The sequence below is a fragment of the Actinophytocola glycyrrhizae genome (assembly GCF_042653545.1).
Classification (GTDB): Bacteria; Actinomycetota; Actinomycetes; order Mycobacteriales; family Pseudonocardiaceae; genus Actinophytocola; species Actinophytocola glycyrrhizae.
In genome coordinates this window covers 336,565-353,169 of sequence record NZ_JBHSIS010000010.1, presented here as the reverse complement: position 1 = coordinate 353,169, position 16,605 = coordinate 336,565, and the positions used below count along the sequence as shown (strand labels likewise).

General features: G+C 70.5%; 14 protein-coding genes. 10 read left to right on the top strand and 4 right to left on the bottom strand.

Annotated features, from left to right (window positions below):
• Window position 1: 1 nt before the first annotated feature.
• Window positions 2-700 (bottom strand): CAP domain-containing protein, encoded by a 699-nt coding sequence (locus tag ACFPCV_RS23355; RefSeq protein ID WP_378058429.1) that lies wholly within the window; start codon window positions 698-700, stop codon window positions 2-4.
• A 538-nt stretch (window positions 701-1,238) separates the two neighbouring features.
• Between ACFPCV_RS23355 and ACFPCV_RS23350 the strand changes: the two genes are divergently transcribed.
• From ACFPCV_RS23350 to smc, 5 genes are all read left to right on the top strand, one after another.
• Window positions 1,239-1,631 carry a hypothetical protein gene (locus ACFPCV_RS23350; protein WP_378058428.1) on the top strand — a complete coding sequence of 131 codons (393 nt, stop codon included), beginning with the start codon at window positions 1,239-1,241 and terminating at the stop codon, window positions 1,629-1,631.
• Between the two features lie 191 nt (window positions 1,632-1,822).
• Window positions 1,823-2,104: an acylphosphatase gene (locus tag ACFPCV_RS23345; protein WP_378058427.1), complete on the top strand. Its 282-nt coding sequence runs from the start codon at window positions 1,823-1,825 to the stop codon at window positions 2,102-2,104.
• Window positions 2,105-2,153: 49 nt separating this feature from the next.
• Window positions 2,154-2,672: a sigma-70 family RNA polymerase sigma factor gene (locus ACFPCV_RS23340; protein ID WP_378058426.1), complete on the top strand. Its 519-nt coding sequence runs from the start codon at window positions 2,154-2,156 to the stop codon at window positions 2,670-2,672.
• The gene (locus ACFPCV_RS23335; protein ID WP_378058425.1) at window positions 2,669-3,391 is read left to right on the top strand and encodes an anti-sigma factor family protein; all 723 of its coding nucleotides are present in this window, start codon (window positions 2,669-2,671) and stop codon (window positions 3,389-3,391) included. Before ACFPCV_RS23340 ends, ACFPCV_RS23335 begins: the two co-directional genes overlap by 4 nt.
• A 98-nt stretch (window positions 3,392-3,489) precedes the next feature.
• On the top strand, window positions 3,490-7,125 hold the full coding sequence (smc, locus tag ACFPCV_RS23330) for a chromosome segregation protein SMC (RefSeq protein WP_378058424.1): 3,636 nt from the start codon (window positions 3,490-3,492) through the stop codon (window positions 7,123-7,125).
• 50 nt (window positions 7,126-7,175) lie between these two features.
• On the opposite strand, the gene ACFPCV_RS23325 is transcribed toward smc, so the two are convergent.
• A complete protein-coding gene (locus ACFPCV_RS23325) occupies window positions 7,176-7,709 on the bottom strand; it encodes a hypothetical protein (RefSeq protein WP_378058423.1) in 534 nt (177 codons plus the stop codon).
• A gap of 2 nt (window positions 7,710-7,711) precedes the next feature.
• On the opposite strand from ACFPCV_RS23325, the gene ACFPCV_RS23320 reads away from it, so the two are divergent.
• Both ACFPCV_RS23320 and ACFPCV_RS23315 read left to right on the top strand, forming a co-directional pair.
• Window positions 7,712-8,785: a GNAT family N-acetyltransferase gene (locus ACFPCV_RS23320; protein ID WP_378058422.1), complete on the top strand. Its 1,074-nt coding sequence runs from the start codon at window positions 7,712-7,714 to the stop codon at window positions 8,783-8,785.
• Window positions 8,786-8,806: 21 nt separating this feature from the next.
• The gene (locus ACFPCV_RS23315) at window positions 8,807-10,084 is read left to right on the top strand and encodes a hypothetical protein (RefSeq protein WP_378058421.1); all 1,278 of its coding nucleotides are present in this window, start codon (window positions 8,807-8,809) and stop codon (window positions 10,082-10,084) included.
• Between the two features lie 178 nt (window positions 10,085-10,262).
• Here ACFPCV_RS23315 and ACFPCV_RS23310 read toward each other — a convergent pair whose 3' ends face one another.
• Together ACFPCV_RS23310 and ACFPCV_RS23305 are read right to left on the bottom strand one after the other, a co-directional pair.
• A complete protein-coding gene (locus ACFPCV_RS23310; RefSeq protein WP_378058420.1) occupies window positions 10,263-11,891 on the bottom strand; it encodes a sodium:solute symporter in 1,629 nt (542 codons plus the stop codon).
• Window positions 11,878-13,053, bottom strand: coding sequence for an anhydro-N-acetylmuramic acid kinase (locus tag ACFPCV_RS23305; protein WP_378058419.1), 1,176 nt, complete (start codon window positions 13,051-13,053; stop codon window positions 11,878-11,880). The genes ACFPCV_RS23310 and ACFPCV_RS23305 overlap by 14 nt, the downstream gene beginning before the upstream one ends.
• Window positions 13,054-13,279: 226 nt before the next feature.
• Between ACFPCV_RS23305 and ngcE the strand changes: the two genes are divergently transcribed.
• From ngcE to ACFPCV_RS23290, 3 genes are read left to right on the top strand one after another with little or no spacing between them, the layout of a single operon-like run.
• Window positions 13,280-14,701: an N-acetylglucosamine/diacetylchitobiose ABC transporter substrate-binding protein gene (ngcE, locus tag ACFPCV_RS23300; protein WP_378058418.1), complete on the top strand. Its 1,422-nt coding sequence runs from the start codon at window positions 13,280-13,282 to the stop codon at window positions 14,699-14,701.
• Between the two features lie 2 nt (window positions 14,702-14,703).
• Complete coding sequence (locus ACFPCV_RS23295; RefSeq protein WP_378058417.1) at window positions 14,704-15,675, top strand: carbohydrate ABC transporter permease; 972 nt, start codon at window positions 14,704-14,706, stop codon at window positions 15,673-15,675.
• The gene (locus tag ACFPCV_RS23290; RefSeq protein ID WP_378058416.1) at window positions 15,672-16,589 is read left to right on the top strand and encodes a carbohydrate ABC transporter permease; all 918 of its coding nucleotides are present in this window, start codon (window positions 15,672-15,674) and stop codon (window positions 16,587-16,589) included. Before ACFPCV_RS23295 ends, ACFPCV_RS23290 begins: the two co-directional genes overlap by 4 nt.
• Window positions 16,590-16,605: the final 16 nt, after the last annotated feature.

Genomic DNA, 16,605 nt, shown 5'->3' with positions numbered 1-16,605 from the left:
GTCAGAAGCCGAAGTTCTGGACCCAGTAGAAGCCGTCGCGTTCGAGGCCGACGCCGATGGTCGCCAGGTCGCAGTTGAGGATGTTGCGGCGGTGGCCGTCGGACTCCATCCACATCTGCATGACCCGCTCCGCGGTGCGCGCGCCGCGGGCGATGTTCTCCGCACCGGGGCTTGGATACCCGGCGTTACGGATCCGCTGGTCGAAGGTCCTGCCGTCGAGGGAGGTGTGGGAGAAGTAGTCACGCTCCGACATGTCCTCGGCGTGCCCCTGGGCGGCCGCGGTGAGCTGGGCGTCGACGCTGACGGGCCCGCAGCCCGCCTCCCCGCGGAAGGTGTTCACGAGGCTCACGACCTGGTCCTGCGCGGTGCCGCCGGTGGCGGTGGGCGGCGGGGCGGGCGGCTCCTCTGAGGTGGTGGGCGGGGGCGGTGGCGCGGGGGGCTCGGTGGTGGTCGACGACGTCGTCGACGGGGCGGACGACGTGGTCGGTGTGCTGGTCGGGGCGGTGGAACCGGAGGGACGCGCGCTGCCGGGCGTCGGCCGGACCAGGTCACCGGGGGAGTCGGCGACGACCTGCTCGTCGGTGAGCCCGATGCTCAGGTCGTCCTGGTCGGCGGACGACCCGGCTGCGGGGTTCGCGAGCATCGTCGCGGTACCGGCGACGAGCGCACCCGCGAGCACAGCCGTCAGGGTCGGCAGCACGGGTCTCCGTGCACGGGACAAGGCCACGGCGCGAAAACGTACCACGATCGAGCGAACTCGATAACAGAAGAATGACAATCCCCCCACAAAACAACCACCAGAACCCCCACCCCCACCAAACCCCGCGAGTCCCCCGTCCAGAACCCGCGAGTCCCCCGTTCAGGACTCGCGAGTCTCCCGTTCGGAACCCGCGAGTCCCCTGTTCGGGACTCGCAAGTCTCCCGTTCGGGACCGGTGAGTCTCCCGTTCGGGATCCCCCGAGCTGGCGGTCGCGACGGACTGCGTCAGTGCTCGAACCGTCAACTCGCCGGTCCCGAACGGGGAACTCGCGAGTCCTGAACGGGGGACTCGCGAGTTCTGAACGGGGGACTCGCGAGTTCTGAACGGGGGACTCGCGGGTTCTCTACGGGGGGTGTGCGGTTGGGGTGGGTGGGGGTAGCAGAACGGCCCGCCGGGGGTTGGCGGGCCGTTGCGTGTTTGTGGTCAGGGGGTTGTCGAGCCGCCTGAACTGCTGTCGCCCGGCGGGATGCTGGGTTCCGTGGTCGTGGGCGGTGTGGTCGGGGTCGTCGTCGTGGTGGTGGTCGTCGGTTTTGGTGTCGTGGGTTTTGGGGTGGTCGGCTTTGGTGTCGTGGGGCGCGGTGTTGTCGGGTCCGGCGACGGGTTGTCGTCCGTCGGGTCGTCCTCGGTGGTGGTGCGCTTCTTCGTGGTGGTCGTCGTCGTGGTCGTGGTGGTCGACGTGGTCGTGGCCGACGTGGTGGTCGACGACGTCGTGGTCACGGACGTGCTGCCGTCCGTCGACGTCGTGTCCCGCACCTCGATGGAGTCGCTCGTGCGCTCCGGCTGCGCCTCGTCGGTCTGCCCTCCCGCGAGCATGGCCACGGTCGCGAACGCGGTCGACACGACGAGTCCCGCGGCGCTCAGAGCCAGGTAGGGCGTGCGGCGCAAGCCGCCTCCCTCTTCCGCGGGCGGTGCGTCGTCCATGCGGTCCTCTGGTCCGAGCATCCCCGAAGCCCTCCTAGAATCGCTGCGCGACCGTTCGGTCACCGCAGGCAGCGCATCACAGCGGGGTAACTTAGCAGCCTTACCGAACGCAACATCAGACGAGCAGGAATCTCACGTTCCGTGGTTGACGAACACGTCCGGTTGACGGCCTGGGTACACGGCCGAGTACAAGGTGTCGGGTTCCGCTGGTGGACCCGCAGCCGCGCCTCCGAGCTGGCCCTCCAGGGTTACGCGAGCAACCTCGCCGACGGCCGGGTCGAGGTCGTCGCGGAGGGCCCGAGGCAGGACTGCGAACAGCTGCTCGAGCTGTTGCGCGGCGGTACCACGCCCGGGCACGTCGCACTCGTCGTCGAGCGCTGGTCGGACGCCAAGGGCAATGTGACCGGGTTCGCAGAGCGCTAGTGCCCACACCACCTGAACCTTTCCGGCGACCTTCGCGTATGACTGGTGCGTGGGGAACACCCCGGACCAGGAAGACGAGCTCATCCGCGAGCTCTACAGCCGGTACCGCCGGCCGCTCTACGGCTACGTGCTGCGTGCGGTCGGTGGCGACCACCAGTACGCCGAGGACGTCGTGCAGGAGACGCTGCTCCGCGCGTGGCGCAACAGCGACGCGCTGAACCCCGAGCACGCGGGGCCGTGGCTGTACACGGTCGCGCGCAACCTCGTGGTCTCCGGCTACCGCAAGCAGAGCGCGCGGGTCGACGAGGTGCCGATCCTGGAGCGGGACTGGCCGCGCCCCACCGACGACTTCGACCGTGTCCTGCAGGGCTGGCAGGTGGCCGAGGCCATGCGGGCGCTGTCCGCCGACCACCGCGCGGTGATCGGCGAGCTGTTCTACCGCAGGCGGACCATCGCGGAGACCGCCAAGGTCCTCGGGGTCCCGCCGGGCACCGTCAAGTCGAGGTCGTTCTACGCGTTGCGTGCGCTGCGCGACGCGCTGGAGGAGAGAGGGGTGACCGAGCCGTGACCTGTCAGCACACGATGACCCTGGGCGTCTACCTGCTCGGTGCCCTCGACCCGGCGGAGCGCTTCGCGTTCGAGGCGCACCTGTCCTCCTGCGACGTCTGCCGCCGCGAGCTGGTCCGTCTCTCGCCGCTGCCCGGCCTGCTCAACCAGGTCACGCCGGAGGACTTCGCCGACGATCTCCCGTCGACGGAGGTGGCCGCCGGAGCGGTCGCCACGCGGGCGCAGCCGGTCACCGAGCCGGTGCCGCTGCCGCCGGTCCAGGAGCCACGCGACGCGCCGGTGCACGTGCTGCCGGAGCCGCAGGGGAAGCGGCGGTACTGGCGGGTCGCCGCCGCGGCCGCCGCGGTCGTGGTCCTCGCGGTGGCCGGCGTCTTCGGCTGGGGGGCGGTGCGCGAGGAGGAGGCGCCGCCGGCCGCGGCCGGGGTCACGTGGAGTTACGAGGCCGGTGCCACGAGTGTGCAGGCGCGGCTCATCGACCACGACTGGGGCACCGAGATCCAGTCCGAGATCCACGGCGCTCCGCCAGGTCGCGGGTGCTACCTGAAGGTGTACGACCACTACGGCAAGTGGGAGATCGCGGGCTGGTGGGGCACCGACCACGACCCGAACGTGGAGATCCCGTCGAGCACCTCCATACAGCGCGGCAAGATCGCCAAGCTGGAGTACCTGCTCGACGACAGGGAGACGGTGGTCGCGACCATCCAGGCACCCGGCCGCTGAGCGGACTCGGCGGCACCTCCCACGTCCACGAACGACCCACGGGTACCCTCGGGCGGATAGAGCGGCCACTATTGGCTACCTGAGAGGTCCAGGGTCTCGTGCATTTGAAGAGCCTCACGCTCAAGGGCTTCAAGTCGTTCGCCTCGGCGACCACGCTGCGTTTCGAACCCGGGATCACGTGTGTCGTCGGCCCGAACGGCTCCGGCAAGTCCAACGTGCTCGACGCGCTGCGCTGGGTCATGGGCACCCAGGGCGCCAAGGACCTGCGCGGCGGCAAGATGGAAGACGTCATCTTCGCCGGCACGGCGGGCCGCGCCCCACTGGGCCGTGCCGAGGTCAGCCTCACCATCGACAACACCGACGGCGCGCTGCCCATCGAGTACACCGAGGTGTCGATCACCCGCCGCATGTTCCGCGACGGCGCGAGCGAGTACGAGATCAACGGCAACTCCTGCCGCCTGATGGACATCCAGGAGTTGCTCTCCGACTCCGGCATCGGCCGGGAGATGCACGTCATCGTCGGTCAGGGTCAGCTGTCGCAGATCCTCGAGTCGAAGCCGGAGGACCGCCGCGCGTTCATCGAGGAGGCCGCCGGCGTTCTGAAGCACCGCAAGCGCAAGGAGAAGGCGCTGCGGAAGCTCGACGCGATGCAGGCCAACCTGACCCGCCTGACCGACCTGACCGCCGAGCTGCGCCGCCAGCTCAAGCCGCTGGGCAAGCAGGCCGAGATCGCCCGCAAGGCCCAGGCCGTGCAGGCCGACCTGCGCGACGCCCGGCTGCGCCTGCACGCCGACGACCTGGTCACGCAGCGCGCGGAGATCGCGAAGGAGCAGGCCGACGAGGCCGCCGCCCGCGCCCGCCGCCACGACGTCGAACAGCTGCTGGAGGTCGCCGACGCCAAGCAGACCTCCCTGGAGGACCAGCTCGCGGCCGACGCGCCCCGGCTCGCCGCCGCACAGGACACCTGGTACCGGCTCTCGGCGCTGGAGGAGCGGCTGCGCGGCACGGTCCGGCTCGCCGTCGAACGTGAGCGGCACCTGTCCTCGGCCGTCGACATGCAGTCCTCCGGGCGTGACCCCGAGGAGCTGGAGTTCGAGGCCGAGGAGACCGCCGTCCGCGAGGCCGAGCTCGGCGAGCACGTCGAGGTGGCCCGCGGCATGCTCGGCGAGACCGCTGAGCGCCGGGCCGAGCTGGAACAGCAGGTCCAGGCCGCCGAGCGGGCGCACATGGCCGCCGTCCGGGCGGTCGCCGACCGCCGTGAGGGCCTCGCGCGCCTCGCGGGGCAGGTCGAGGCGCTGCGCAGCAAGACCAACGCGACCGCGGAGGAGATCGAGCGCCTTTCCGTCTCCCTCGCCGAGGCCACCGAGCGGGCCGAGCTGGCCGCCACCGAGCTGGCCGAGGCGCAGGAGGAGACCGGCATCGAGGACTCCGACGACGCCGGGCTGGCCGAGCGGCACCAGCGGGCCGTCGAGGCGCAGAAGGCCGCGCAGGCCCGCGTCGAGGAGCTGGTGCGGGCCGAGCGGACCGCGGAGAAGGACATCGCGTCGTGGAAGGCCAGGGTCGACGCGCTGTCGATGGGCCTGAACCGCAAGGACGGTGCCGGTGTGCTGCTCGCCGCCGGGGACCGGCTGCCGGGTCTGCTCGGTTCGGTCGCCGCGCTGCTGACCGTCGAGCCCGGTGCCGAGGCGGCGCTGGCCGCCGCGCTCGGCCCGGTCGCCGACGCGGTGGCGGTGGCCTCCGGTGACGACGCCGTGGCGGCACTCGAGCTGCTGCGTGGTTCCGACGCGGGCCGCGCGGGGATCGTCGTCGGCGGTCACGGCCAGTACGACCGGTCCGGCTGGCCGGCCCTCCCGCAGGGCGCGCGCTGGGCCGTCGACCTGGTGCGGGCGCCGGAGGCGTTGCGGCCATCGGTCGCGACGGCACTCGACCGGGTCGCGGTCGTGGAGTCGCTGCCGATCGCGCGGCTGATCGTCGACGCCCACCCTTCGGTCCGGGCCGTCACCCACGAGGGTGACGTGCTTGGCGCGCACTGGGCGGTCGGCGGCACCTCCCGCGCGCAGAGCGTGATCGAGGTGCAGGCCGCGGTCGACGAGGCCAACGAGAAGCTCGCCGCCGCCGAGAGCGCCGCCGAGCGGGCGTCCGCCGCGCTGGCCGGTGCCCGCGCCGAGGCGACGGCCAGGCTCCAGGACGCGCAGGCTTCCGCGGAGGCCAAGAACGAGGCGAAGGTCCGCGCCGCCCGGTCCGCGGAGCGGCTGTCGCGTATGCAGACCGCGGTGCGGTCCGCGCAGGCCGAGGCCGAGCGCGTGCAGAACCAGCGAACCCAGGTCGAGCAGGCGCGCGAGCAGGCGCTGGTCAAGCTGGCCGAGCTGGAGGAGCGCCTGGCCGTGGCCGAGGACGAGACCGTGCTCGACGACGAGCCGGACACCGCGGAGCGGGACGAGGCGACCGTCGCACTGGCCACCGCCCGCCAGCAGGAGATGGACGCCCGGCTTTCGCTGCGCACCGCGGAGGAGCGGCACCGCGCGCTGTACGGCAAGGCCGAGGAGCTGCGCCGCGCCGCCCGTGCCGAGCGGGAGGCCAGGGAGCGGGCGGCGCGGGCCATGGCGCAGCGGGCGCACGGCGCCGCGGTGGCGCGTGCGGTGGTGGAGAACGGCGAGCTGGCACTGGAGCGGATCGCGCAGTCGCTGACGGCGGCCGCTCGTGAGCGCGACACCGTGCAGTCGGAGCGGTACGACCGTGAGCGGGTGCTGCAGGAGGTCCGCAACCGGGTCCGTGAGCTGTCGACCGAGCTGGAGAAGCTGACCGACGCCGTGCACCGCGACGAGGTGCTGCGCGCCGAGCAGCGGATGCGCCTCGAACAGCTCGAGACCAAGATCGCGGAGTCCTTCGGCATCGGCCTGGACGACCTGGTCGCCGAGTACGGCCCGGACGTGCCGGTGCCGCCGAGCCCGGCCGAGATCGCCGAGTACGAGGCCGCCAAGGAGGCGGGCGACGCCGTCAGCGAGCCGCAGCCGATCCCGTACCAGCGGGCCGCGCAGGAACGCCGCGCGAAGCGGGCCGAGCGCGACCTGACGTTGCTCGGCAAGGTGAACCCGCTCGCGCTGGAGGAGTTCGCGGCGCTGGAGGAGCGTTACAAGTTCCTGTCCACGCAGCTGGAGGACCTGAAGGCGACGCGGCGCGACCTGCTGACGGTCGTCAAGGAGGTCGACGACAAGATCCTCGAGGTCTTCACGTCCGCTTACCACGACGTGGCCCGCGAGTTCGAGACCGTGTTCTCGACACTGTTCCCCGGCGGCGAGGGCCGCATGATCCTGACCGAGCCGGAGGACATGCTGACCACCGGCGTCGACGTCGAGGCCCGCCCGCCCGGCAAGAAGATCAAGCGGCTGTCGCTGCTGTCCGGTGGTGAGAAGTCGCTGGTGGCGGTGGGCATGCTGGTCGCGATCTTCCGCGCCCGCCCCTCGCCGTTCTACGTGATGGACGAGGTGGAGGCGGCGCTGGACGACGTGAACATGCGCCGCCTGATCGGTCTGCTGCAGGAGCTGCGGCACAACTCGCAGCTGATCATCATCACCCACCAGAAGCCGACGATGGACATCGCCGACGCCCTGTACGGCGTCAGCATGCGCGGCGACGGCATCACACAGGTGATCTCGCAGCGCATGCACGGCGAGGACAGCCCGAAGCCCGGGCCGGTGGCGGCACCGGAGCCACAACCCCAGCCACAGGCGTGAAACGCCGGGAAGGGCACCTTCGCGAAGGTGCCCTTCCCGGCGTCAGGGGGTCAGGCAGCCGACGGGTGTGCGCCGCCGACGCTCTTCGGTGCCGCGCGGAAGGTGAGGACCGCGCCCACGGTCGACACGATCGCGGCGATCAGGCCCAGGATCAGGCCGAACCCGGCACCGGACTCGATGCCGGCACCGAGTAAACCGTACTCGGCGACGCCGTCGTTGGGGATGATCAGCCACTGGAGCAGGATGAACAGGACGGCCACCCCGGACAACGCGAGCCAGATCAGTGGCAGGCGGGCTACTTCGACGCCGAGGTGCGGAGCCAGGACAAGACCGCCAGCGGCCATCAGGAGCAACACAGCGAACAAGGAGAAGAACCCGGTGCTCCAAGCGTTCGCGCTGGCACTGACGATTCCTGCGCTCACTGAGTGCCACGGCAGGAAACTGAAGATGAACGCTGCGAGGCCGGCGCCGATGCCTGCCCACTCCAGGGTCGTAACCCGCTTGACATCGAATTCAGCCATCACACAACTCCGGTTTTCGTCTGGTGAAAGTGACCGTCCGACGTGGACGATGACGACGAGCAAGTATGGGGCAACTTTCGCCTGGTGAAGTAACGGATGGGCATCGAATGCGCAGGTGTGCCCGGTCGGTCACGGGGTGTCGCCCGAGCGGGCAGGAAATGGTTGGCGCGCAGTGGGTGCGGCGGTTCAGGATTTCGGACATGTATGACGTTCGTACCGCGAACCCGGCCGACCGGGAGGCCGTGATCGCTCTGGTGACGCGGCTGCAGCAGGAGCCGGCACACCGGATCGCCTTCCACGGCGAGACACCGCAGGAGGTGGCCGAGGAGCTGGCCGCCATCGAACCGGAATGGCCCGCCGCCGCCGTGGTCGCGGAGGACCGCAACGGTCGTCTGCGGGGCGTCCTGTCCGTCGAGGTCGACACCGGGCAGCGCCGCGCCTACCTGTACGGCCCGTTCGTGGACGTCCCGGCCAACCACCCGGCGGCAGGCAACCTGTGGCAGGCCACCGCCGACGCGATGTTCCACGAGGCGCGAGCGCTGCCCGCGCTCGCGGGTGTGCACGTTCTCGAACTGTTCGCCCACCGCGAGAACCGGCTGCTCGCCGGCTTCGCCGACCGGCACGGCATCCGCCCGGCCATCACCACCCGGTGCTTCACGCTCACGGCCGCGCCGCTGCGCAGCCTGCTCGTCCGCCACACCCCCGACGACCGCGTCGTCCCGCTGCCCGCCGAACCGGCGGTCCGCGCGGCGGTCGCCGCGCTGCACGACCGGTGTTTCCCCGGCGCGCCGACGACCGGCGCCCAGCTGGTGGCCGGGGAACGGCACACGGTGGTGGTGCTGTCCGGGGACAACGGGCTGCTCGGCTACGCCGGCGGGTACACGCAGGCGGAGGAGTACTACGTGGACGTGGTGGGCGTCGCGGAGGACGCGCGTTCGTGCGGGGTCGGCAGGTCGCTCGTGCGGCGGCTGCTCGGTGAGCTGGCCGCCGCCGACGGGGTCCGGGACCGGGCGGCCGCGCTGATCCGGTCGGGGAACGACCCGTCGGAGCGGATGTTCACGAAGCTGGGTTTCGAGCTGACGGAGGAGTTGGTGAGCTACCGGGCGGACAGCACGACCGCGCACCGACCCGCCGTGTAGGCCAGGCACTAGGTTGGGCGGATGACCGTCGAGCTGGACGACTTCGAGGACGCCGAGGACCTGGCCGAGCTGCTCGGCCTGCCGGACCGGCTGCCTGCCCTGCGGGTGCCGCCGATCGCCGAGCTGGCCGCGGCCGCGCGGGAGAGTGAGCTGCTGCGTCGCGCCGGTGCGCTCGCCACGTGGGTGGGGGAGCGGCGGGCGGTCACGGAGGAGGGCGACCTCACCGAGCCGGACGCGGCGGAGGCGGCGGAGCTCCTCGGCGTCACCCCGGCCGAGCTGCTGCTGTGCTGGGAGGCCGCGCTGGCGACGGACCTCGTCGTGGTGTCCGCCGACGAGGGTGAGGCCGACGCGAACCCGGACCTGTGGCCGACCGGCGACGACCGGGAGGACGTCGGCACGTGGATCGCCGCGTTCACCCAGACCCTGCCGAGCCTGGAGATCGACGCCGAGCTGGTCGGCGAGGTGGACCTCGACTTCGCCGCGCTCGGGTCGCTGGTGCTGCCGATGTTCCTCGCCCGCTCCCTCGGCGTGCCGGTCGCGGAGCTGCGCGGCATGGCACACGACATCGCGACCGAGCACCTGGAGGACGACGCCGTCTGGGACGCGTGGGTGGCCGCCCACGGCGACCCGGCCGACGCCCTGCTGACCCGCCTGGTCCAGCACCGCGCGGTCGGGATGGACGACGAGGTGGCCCTGCTGACGCCGCTGGGCCTGCTGGCGATGCGTGAGGAGCTGGTGGAGGGCGGCATCGAGATCCCGCTCGTGCCGCCGCTGCCGGACATGACGGCCGCGGACCTCCTGTCCGCGGTGGGTGGTCTGACCGAGGACGAGCTGACCGAACTGACCGACGCGTGGCTCGCGCATGCAGGTGAGCAGGCCGCCGCCGAACTGCTCGCCGCCGCGGCGGAGGCGCACCCGGAGGCACGGGTCCACGCGACGACGGTGCTGGGCGACGTGTCCGGCACGCCGTGGGAGTCGGCGCTGGACAACGTGGCGCTGCGCCCGTACGCACTGGCGGCGCTGGACCGCGAGCTCGAACCGGCGGAGCTCGCGTGGCTCGTGGTGGACCTGCTGGCGTCGACCGCCGACCAGCTCGGCACCTACGACCCGGCCGCGGTGCCCGACCTGTTCGGCGCGATCGTGCCCGCCGGGGCCGAACAGGAGGTCCTGGACGCTGCCTGGCGCCTCCCGCACCCGGAGACCTACGAGGTCCTCGGCCTCATCGGTGCCCACCACCCGGACAAGCAGGTCGCGAAGACCGCCCGCACCGCCGCACACAAGGCCCGCTCCGCGAACTAGCCCGCCTCCCCGGAATTTGAAGTGTTGGTCTCGACCCGGCGGCACCCGCGGACCGTGGGTGGTTCGTGGCTGGGCGCCGTCACGTTCCCCTGAGGTAACTGCTGATCGGGCCGGGACTTCGCACAAAGATCAAGGACCTGGAGCCACCTCTCATGGGGGCTCCAGGTCCTGGCGGTGGTTACGCGGCCTTCGTGGCGGCTGGCTCCTTGGTGTTCGGTTCCGGTCGGCGGGGGTGGCGCAGCGACAGCAGCCCGCCGACCACCAGCGTCACCATGACGCCGAGCGGGGTGTACCACCAGGCCGTCAGCGTGCGCACGCCCTCCGCGGGCACCGCCGAGGAGAAGTCGATCCGGATCGAGGTCCACTCCGCGTAGCCGTTGGCGACCGGGTCCGCCGCCGCCGACGGGCCGACGAACTTCACGCCGAGGATGACGAACGTCATCGCCGCGACCGTCGTCAGGAACGCGACCAGTCCGTCGAACTGCCTGGCGCGCTTGAAGATCAGCCCGAGCAGGAACGCGCCGAGCAGCGCGCCGTAGGTGTACCCGGTGATCCCCAGCGCCTGCACGACGATCGGGTCCGCGGTCGTCCGGTTGGCCGTCGCGAACAGGCCGGCGCACACGATCAGCAAACCCGCCCACACGACGGTCCAGATCCGGCCCAGCCGCAGCCGGTCGGTCTCCGACAGCGTCCGGCGGGAGACCCGCTCGTACACGTCGGTCACGGTCGCCGACGCCAGCGCGCCCAGCGACGAGGACAGCGCGGCCGCCAGGATGCCCGCGATCACGAACCCGGACAGTCCGGACGGCAGCTCGGTCACGATGAAGTTCGCGAACAGCTCGTCCTTGTTGCCGAGCCCGAGACCGCCGTCGGCGACCGGGTCGGTCGGCACCGCGGCCTGGTAGAACGCCCACATCATCACGCCGATGACCAGGAAGAACGCGAACTGCAGGAAGACGACGACACCGCTCGCGATCAGCGCCTTCTGCGCCGCGCGGACATCGCCGGTCGACATCAGCCGCTGCACGATCAGCTGGTCGACGCCGTGGGAGGCCATCGCGAGCAGCGTGCCGCCGAAGAACGCGGCCAGGAACGGGAAGCCGCCGGTCAGCGGGTCGGACGAGAAGTCGAACAGCTGGAACTTCGACGCGTCCACGGCGTCGCCGAACCACCCGGACGGCAGCGCCCGCGCCAGCGCGACCATCACGATGGCACCGCCGAGGACGTACCAGAGCATCTGGATCGCGTCGACCCACACGACCGCGCGCACACCGCCGACGAACGTGTAGAACACCATCGCGATGCCGAGCACGATCACGATCGCCCAGTACGACGCGTTCACGCCGTACGCGGCCAGCACCACCTTGATCGGGATGGCGGTGGCGAACAGCCGGATGCCGTCGGCGAGCAGCCGCGTGAACTGGAACGTCACCGACGCGGTCGCGCGCATGCCGTCGCCGTACCGCTTGCCGAGGAACGCGTACGCGGTCACGAGGTCGCCCGCGACGTAGCGGGGCAGCAGCACGAACGACACGATGATCCGCCCGGCGATGTAGCCCAGCGCCAGCGTCAGGTACGTCATGCCACCGGCGGCGGGTGGCGCGAGGTAGGCCACCACCGGCACCGACAGCACGGTGAGCGTCGACGTCTCCGCCGAGACGACCGACAGGCACACGACCCACCACGAGATCTTCTTCTCGCTGACGAAGTAGTCGGTCGCGGACTTCTGCCGGCCGCCGATCAGGACGCCGAGCAGCGGCATCCCGATCAGGAAGATCACGATGATCGCGATGTCAAGCGCGCGCACTGGTCTCTCCCACCTTCTCGGTCACGTTCGCACGCACACGCACGCGCGTGACCTGGGTCGTCGCGGGCACGGGCAGCCGCAGCGGAACGCTGCCCGGGGTGATGGCGCCCAGCAGCCGGGGGCCGCGTGCGCCCGTGGTGCCGGTCGTGTCGGCGGGGGAGCCCGCCCAGGTCAGGAACCCGAGCAGTGCGGTCAGGTACGCCTCCTTGGCGGCCGATGGCAGGCCGAGCGCGTCGCTCGTGTCGAGCGTGGCCGGGGCGAGCCTGCCGCGCAGCGCGGCCATCAGCGTCGGGTTGCGCACGCCGCCACCGGACGCGACGACCCTGGTCACGCCGTGCGCGCGGCACGCGTCGGCGACCGTGACCGCGGTCAGCTCCACGAGCGTGGCGAGCAGGTCGTCGCCCGCCACGTGCCCAACCTCGTCGAGCGCGGCGGTGAGGTGCCCGGCGTGGAAGTGCTCCTTGCCGGTCGACTTCGGCGGGGCGAGCGCGTAGAACGGGTCGGCCAGCAGGACGTCGAGTAGCTCCGGCACGACCGTGCCCTGCGCGGCGAGGTCGCCATCGACGTCCTGGTGCCACACCCCGCCGGAGATCATCCGCGCCGCCGCGTCGAGCAGCGCGTTGCCCGGGCCCGTGTCGAACGCGAGCGCCGGTGCGTCCGGGGCGACGACGGTGATGTTGGCGATCCCGCCGATGTTGAGCGCGGCCGTGGTCTCGGTGCTGTCCCGCAGCCACAGCCGGTCCAGGACACCGGCGAGCGGTGCGCCGTGCCCGCCCGCCGCGATGTCGCGGGCCCGCAGGTCCGACACCACGGGCAGCCCGGTCGCCTCCGCGATCCACGCGGGCTGGCCCAGTTGCAGCGTGCCGAGCGCGCGGTCGCGCTCGACCCAGTGGTAGACGGTCTGCCCGAGTGAGGCGACCAGGTCGGCGCGCCCGTCGGCGATCGTGGCGTACGCGTGGGCCGCGGCGGCCGCGAACGCCTGCCCGACCGCGGTGTCGAGTCTGCACACCTGCGCCGCGCTGGTCTCGCCGGGCGGCAGCACGTCCAGCAGCGCCGTGCGGAGCTCGGTGGGGTAGGGCAGTTCGATGTGCCCGACGGGCAACAACTCGACGGTGTCGCCGATCAGCCGCAGTTCGGCGACGCTCGCGTCCACACCGTCCATGGACGTTCCGGACAGGAGCCCGATCACCCGGCACGAAGTCACGGTTCTGTGGCTAATGGACACCGCCGGACCACGCAAGACGCCAGGTTAGTTCTTGACCAAATCGATGTCCAGAGTGGTTGAGTGTTGGCGGTTGAAGGTATAGACCAGGGCGATAATGTGTGACCCTGCCGTCGCCGGCGGTGTTCGCCGGCGACGGCGTTGCCACGAAACACGAGGAGCGAGCATGACCAGATTTTCGGCAGATTGGAGCAGGAGGGCCTTCCTGCGGGGGGCACTCGCCACCGGCGCGCTCGTGCTGCCGGGGACCGGGTTCCTCGCCGGGTGCGCCACCTCCGGCGGTGGTCAGGAACAGACCGAGGGTGAGAAGACCGCCGACAACCCGCTCGGTGTGCCGACCGATCAGCCCCTCGAGATCTACATCTTCAACGGCGGGTTCGGTGACAAGTACGCCACCGACGTCCACCAGCCGATGTACAAGGAGCGGTACCCCGACGCCACGATCAACCACAAGGCCGAGGTGGACATCGCGGGTGCGCTGCAGTCCCGCTTCGTCGGCGGCAACCCGCCGGACTTCGTGAACGACTCCGGGGACGGCCAGATCCCGCTCGGCCAGCTGGTGTCCGACGACCAGCTGTACGACCTCACCGACCTGTACGACGCCCCGAGCTGGGACGACCCGAACAAGAAGGTGCGGGACACGCTGGTCCCGAACGCGGCCCTGTCCGGCACGTTCGGGGACAAGCCGTACGCGATGCACATGGCGCTGACGGTCTTCGGCCTCTGGTACAACAAGACGCTCTTCGACGAGAAGGGCTGGACCCCGCCGAAGACGTGGGCCGAGATGACGGCCCTGTGCAAGGAGATCAAGACCGCGGGCATCGCACCGTGGGCCTACCAGGGCGTCCACGCCAGGTACATGACCTGGCCGCTGCTCACCATGGCCGCCAAGCTCGGCGGCCAGGACGTCCTCAAGGCGATCGACAACCTGGAGGACGGTGCCTGGCAGCACGAGGCGGTCAAGGAGTCCGCCAACGCGCTCGCCGGTCTGCGCTCGGCCGGGTACTACCTCGCCGGCACCGAGGGCATGGACCACATCCAGTCCCAGAACGCGTGGAGCGAGGGCAAAGCCGCGTTCATCCCGTGTGGTTCCTGGCTGGAGAGCGAGCAGAAGGACGTCACGCCGGAGGGCTTCGAGTTCGCGTTCACGCCGGAGCCGCTGCTGTCCGACGACGCCGCGATGCCGTTCGAGACGATCTACGCCGCGCCCGGTGAGCCCTACATCGTGCCCAAGCAGGCGAAGAACCCGCGTGGTGGCCTGGAGTACATGCGGATCATGCTCTCCCAGGAGGGCGCGAAGGGCTTCACCAAGGAGACCTCCAGCCTCACCGTCGTGAACGGCTCCGCCGAGGGCGTCGACCTGCCCGCCGGTCTCACCTCCGCGAAGACGGCACTGGATGCGGCGGGCGACGACGTCGTCAGCTGGATGTACCAGACCTGGTACGCGAAGATGTGGAACCCGGGCATCAACGCGCACATCGGCGACCTGCTCGCCGGCCGCACGTCGGTCGACGAGTTCACCGCCGCGTGCGACGGCGAGGCCAAGAAGGTCCGCGACGACGACTCGATCACGAAGTACACGCGTTAGCGGTGGCGGGCAAGCAGGCCGTGCGTGGGCGGGTCTCGAAACCGGGGCCCGCCCTGCAGCACGGCAAGTTCCTCTTCATCGTGGCGTTCCTGGCGCTCCCGGTCGGGATCTACGGGTTGTTCGTGGTCTCCCCGTACGTGCAGGCCATCTTCATCTCGATGACGGACTGGACCGGCCTGACCGCGAGCCAGAAGTGGGTCGGCTTCGACAACTACGTGAAGCTGTTCAGCGACGACCAGTTCCTGGTGGCACTGAAGAACAACGCCATCCTGCTGCTCGTCGTGCCCGCCGTGACCGTGGTGCTCGGGCTGTTCTTCGCGTCGATGCTGAACGTCGGGCGGCGCGGCAGGTCCGGCATCCAGGGCGTGCGCGGGTCGGGCGTCTACAAGATCGTCTACTTCTTCCCGCAGGTGCTGTCGGTCGCGATCGTCGGCGTGCTGTTCAAGTACGTCTTCGCCCCGACCGAGGCGGGCGGCATCCTCAACGGCTTCCTGCGCGCGATCGGCCTCGACGCGCTGGCGATCCCGTGGCTCGGCGACCCCGACTTCGCGTTCTGGTGCGTCGTCGTGGTCATGATCTGGTCGTTCGTCGGCTTCTACGTCGTGCTGTTCTCGGCGGCGATGCAGTCGATCCCGAAGGAGATCTACGAGGCGGCGCTGCTCGACGGCGCGAACCGGTACACCACCTTCCGGCACGTGACACTGCCGCTGGTGTGGGACACCGTGCAGGTCGGCTGGGTGTACCTCGCGATCCAGGCCATGGACGCGTTCGCCTTCGTGCACATCATGCTCGGCATCTCGGGTGGCCCGTCCCGCGCGGGTGACGTGCTCGGCGTCGCGCTGTATCGCAGCGCTTTCAACGACTACCGGTTCGGCTACGCCTCCGCGCTCGGCGTGGTCCTGCTGGTACTGACACTGGTGGTCGCGGTGCTGTTCCTGCGAGTGGCCCGGCGGGAACGGGTGGAGCTGTCATGACGACGACTGTCGAACGTCCGGTCGCCCCGGCCCCGGCGCCCCGGCGCCAGGGAATCGGGGCGGGAACGGGTGCGCTGAACCTGCTCAACGGCGGGTTCCTGCTGTTCTGGGGCCTGCTGACGGTGCTGCCGTTGTTGTGGGCCATCGTGTCGTCGTTCAAGACGAACACGGAGTTCCTGTCCGACCCGTGGGGCCTGCCCGCGGTGGCGCGGTTCGACAACTTCGCGCGGGCGTGGACCGTGGCGAACATCGGGCAGTACTTCGTGAACAGCATCATCGTGGTGGTCATCTCGGTGCCGCTCACCATGATGCTCGGCGCCATGGCCGCGTACGTGCTGTCCAGGTACACCTTCCCCGGCAACCGGACCATCTACTTCGTGTTCGTCGGCGGGATGATCTTCCCGGTGTTCCTGGCGCTCGTGCCGCTGTTCTTCGTGGTGCGCAACCTCGGGACCATCCCGGTGATCGGCGAGTTCCTTGGACTCAACAGCCTGTTGTCGCTCGCGCTGGTGTACGCCGCGTTCTCCATGCCGTTCACGGTGTTCTTCCTGACCGCGTTCTTCCGCACCCAGCCGACGTCCATCGCCGAGGCGGCGATCGTCGACGGCTGCTCGCACTTCGGGCTGTTCTTCCGGGTCATGCTGCCGATGGCCAAGCCGGGACTGATCAGCATCGGCCTGTTCAACGTGCTGGGACACTGGAACCAGTACGTGCTGCCGGTGGTACTGATGAACGAGACGGACAAGAAGGTCCTCGCGCAGGGCCTGGCGTCACTGGCGATCAGTCAGGGCTACCGCGGTGACTGGACGGCGCTGTTCGCCGGTCTGGTGATCGCTCTGCTTCCGGTGCTGATCGTGTACGTCCTGTTCCAGCGACAGGTACAGGCGGGCCTCACGGCAGGCGTGCTGAAGTAGCTCAGGCGGTCGATTG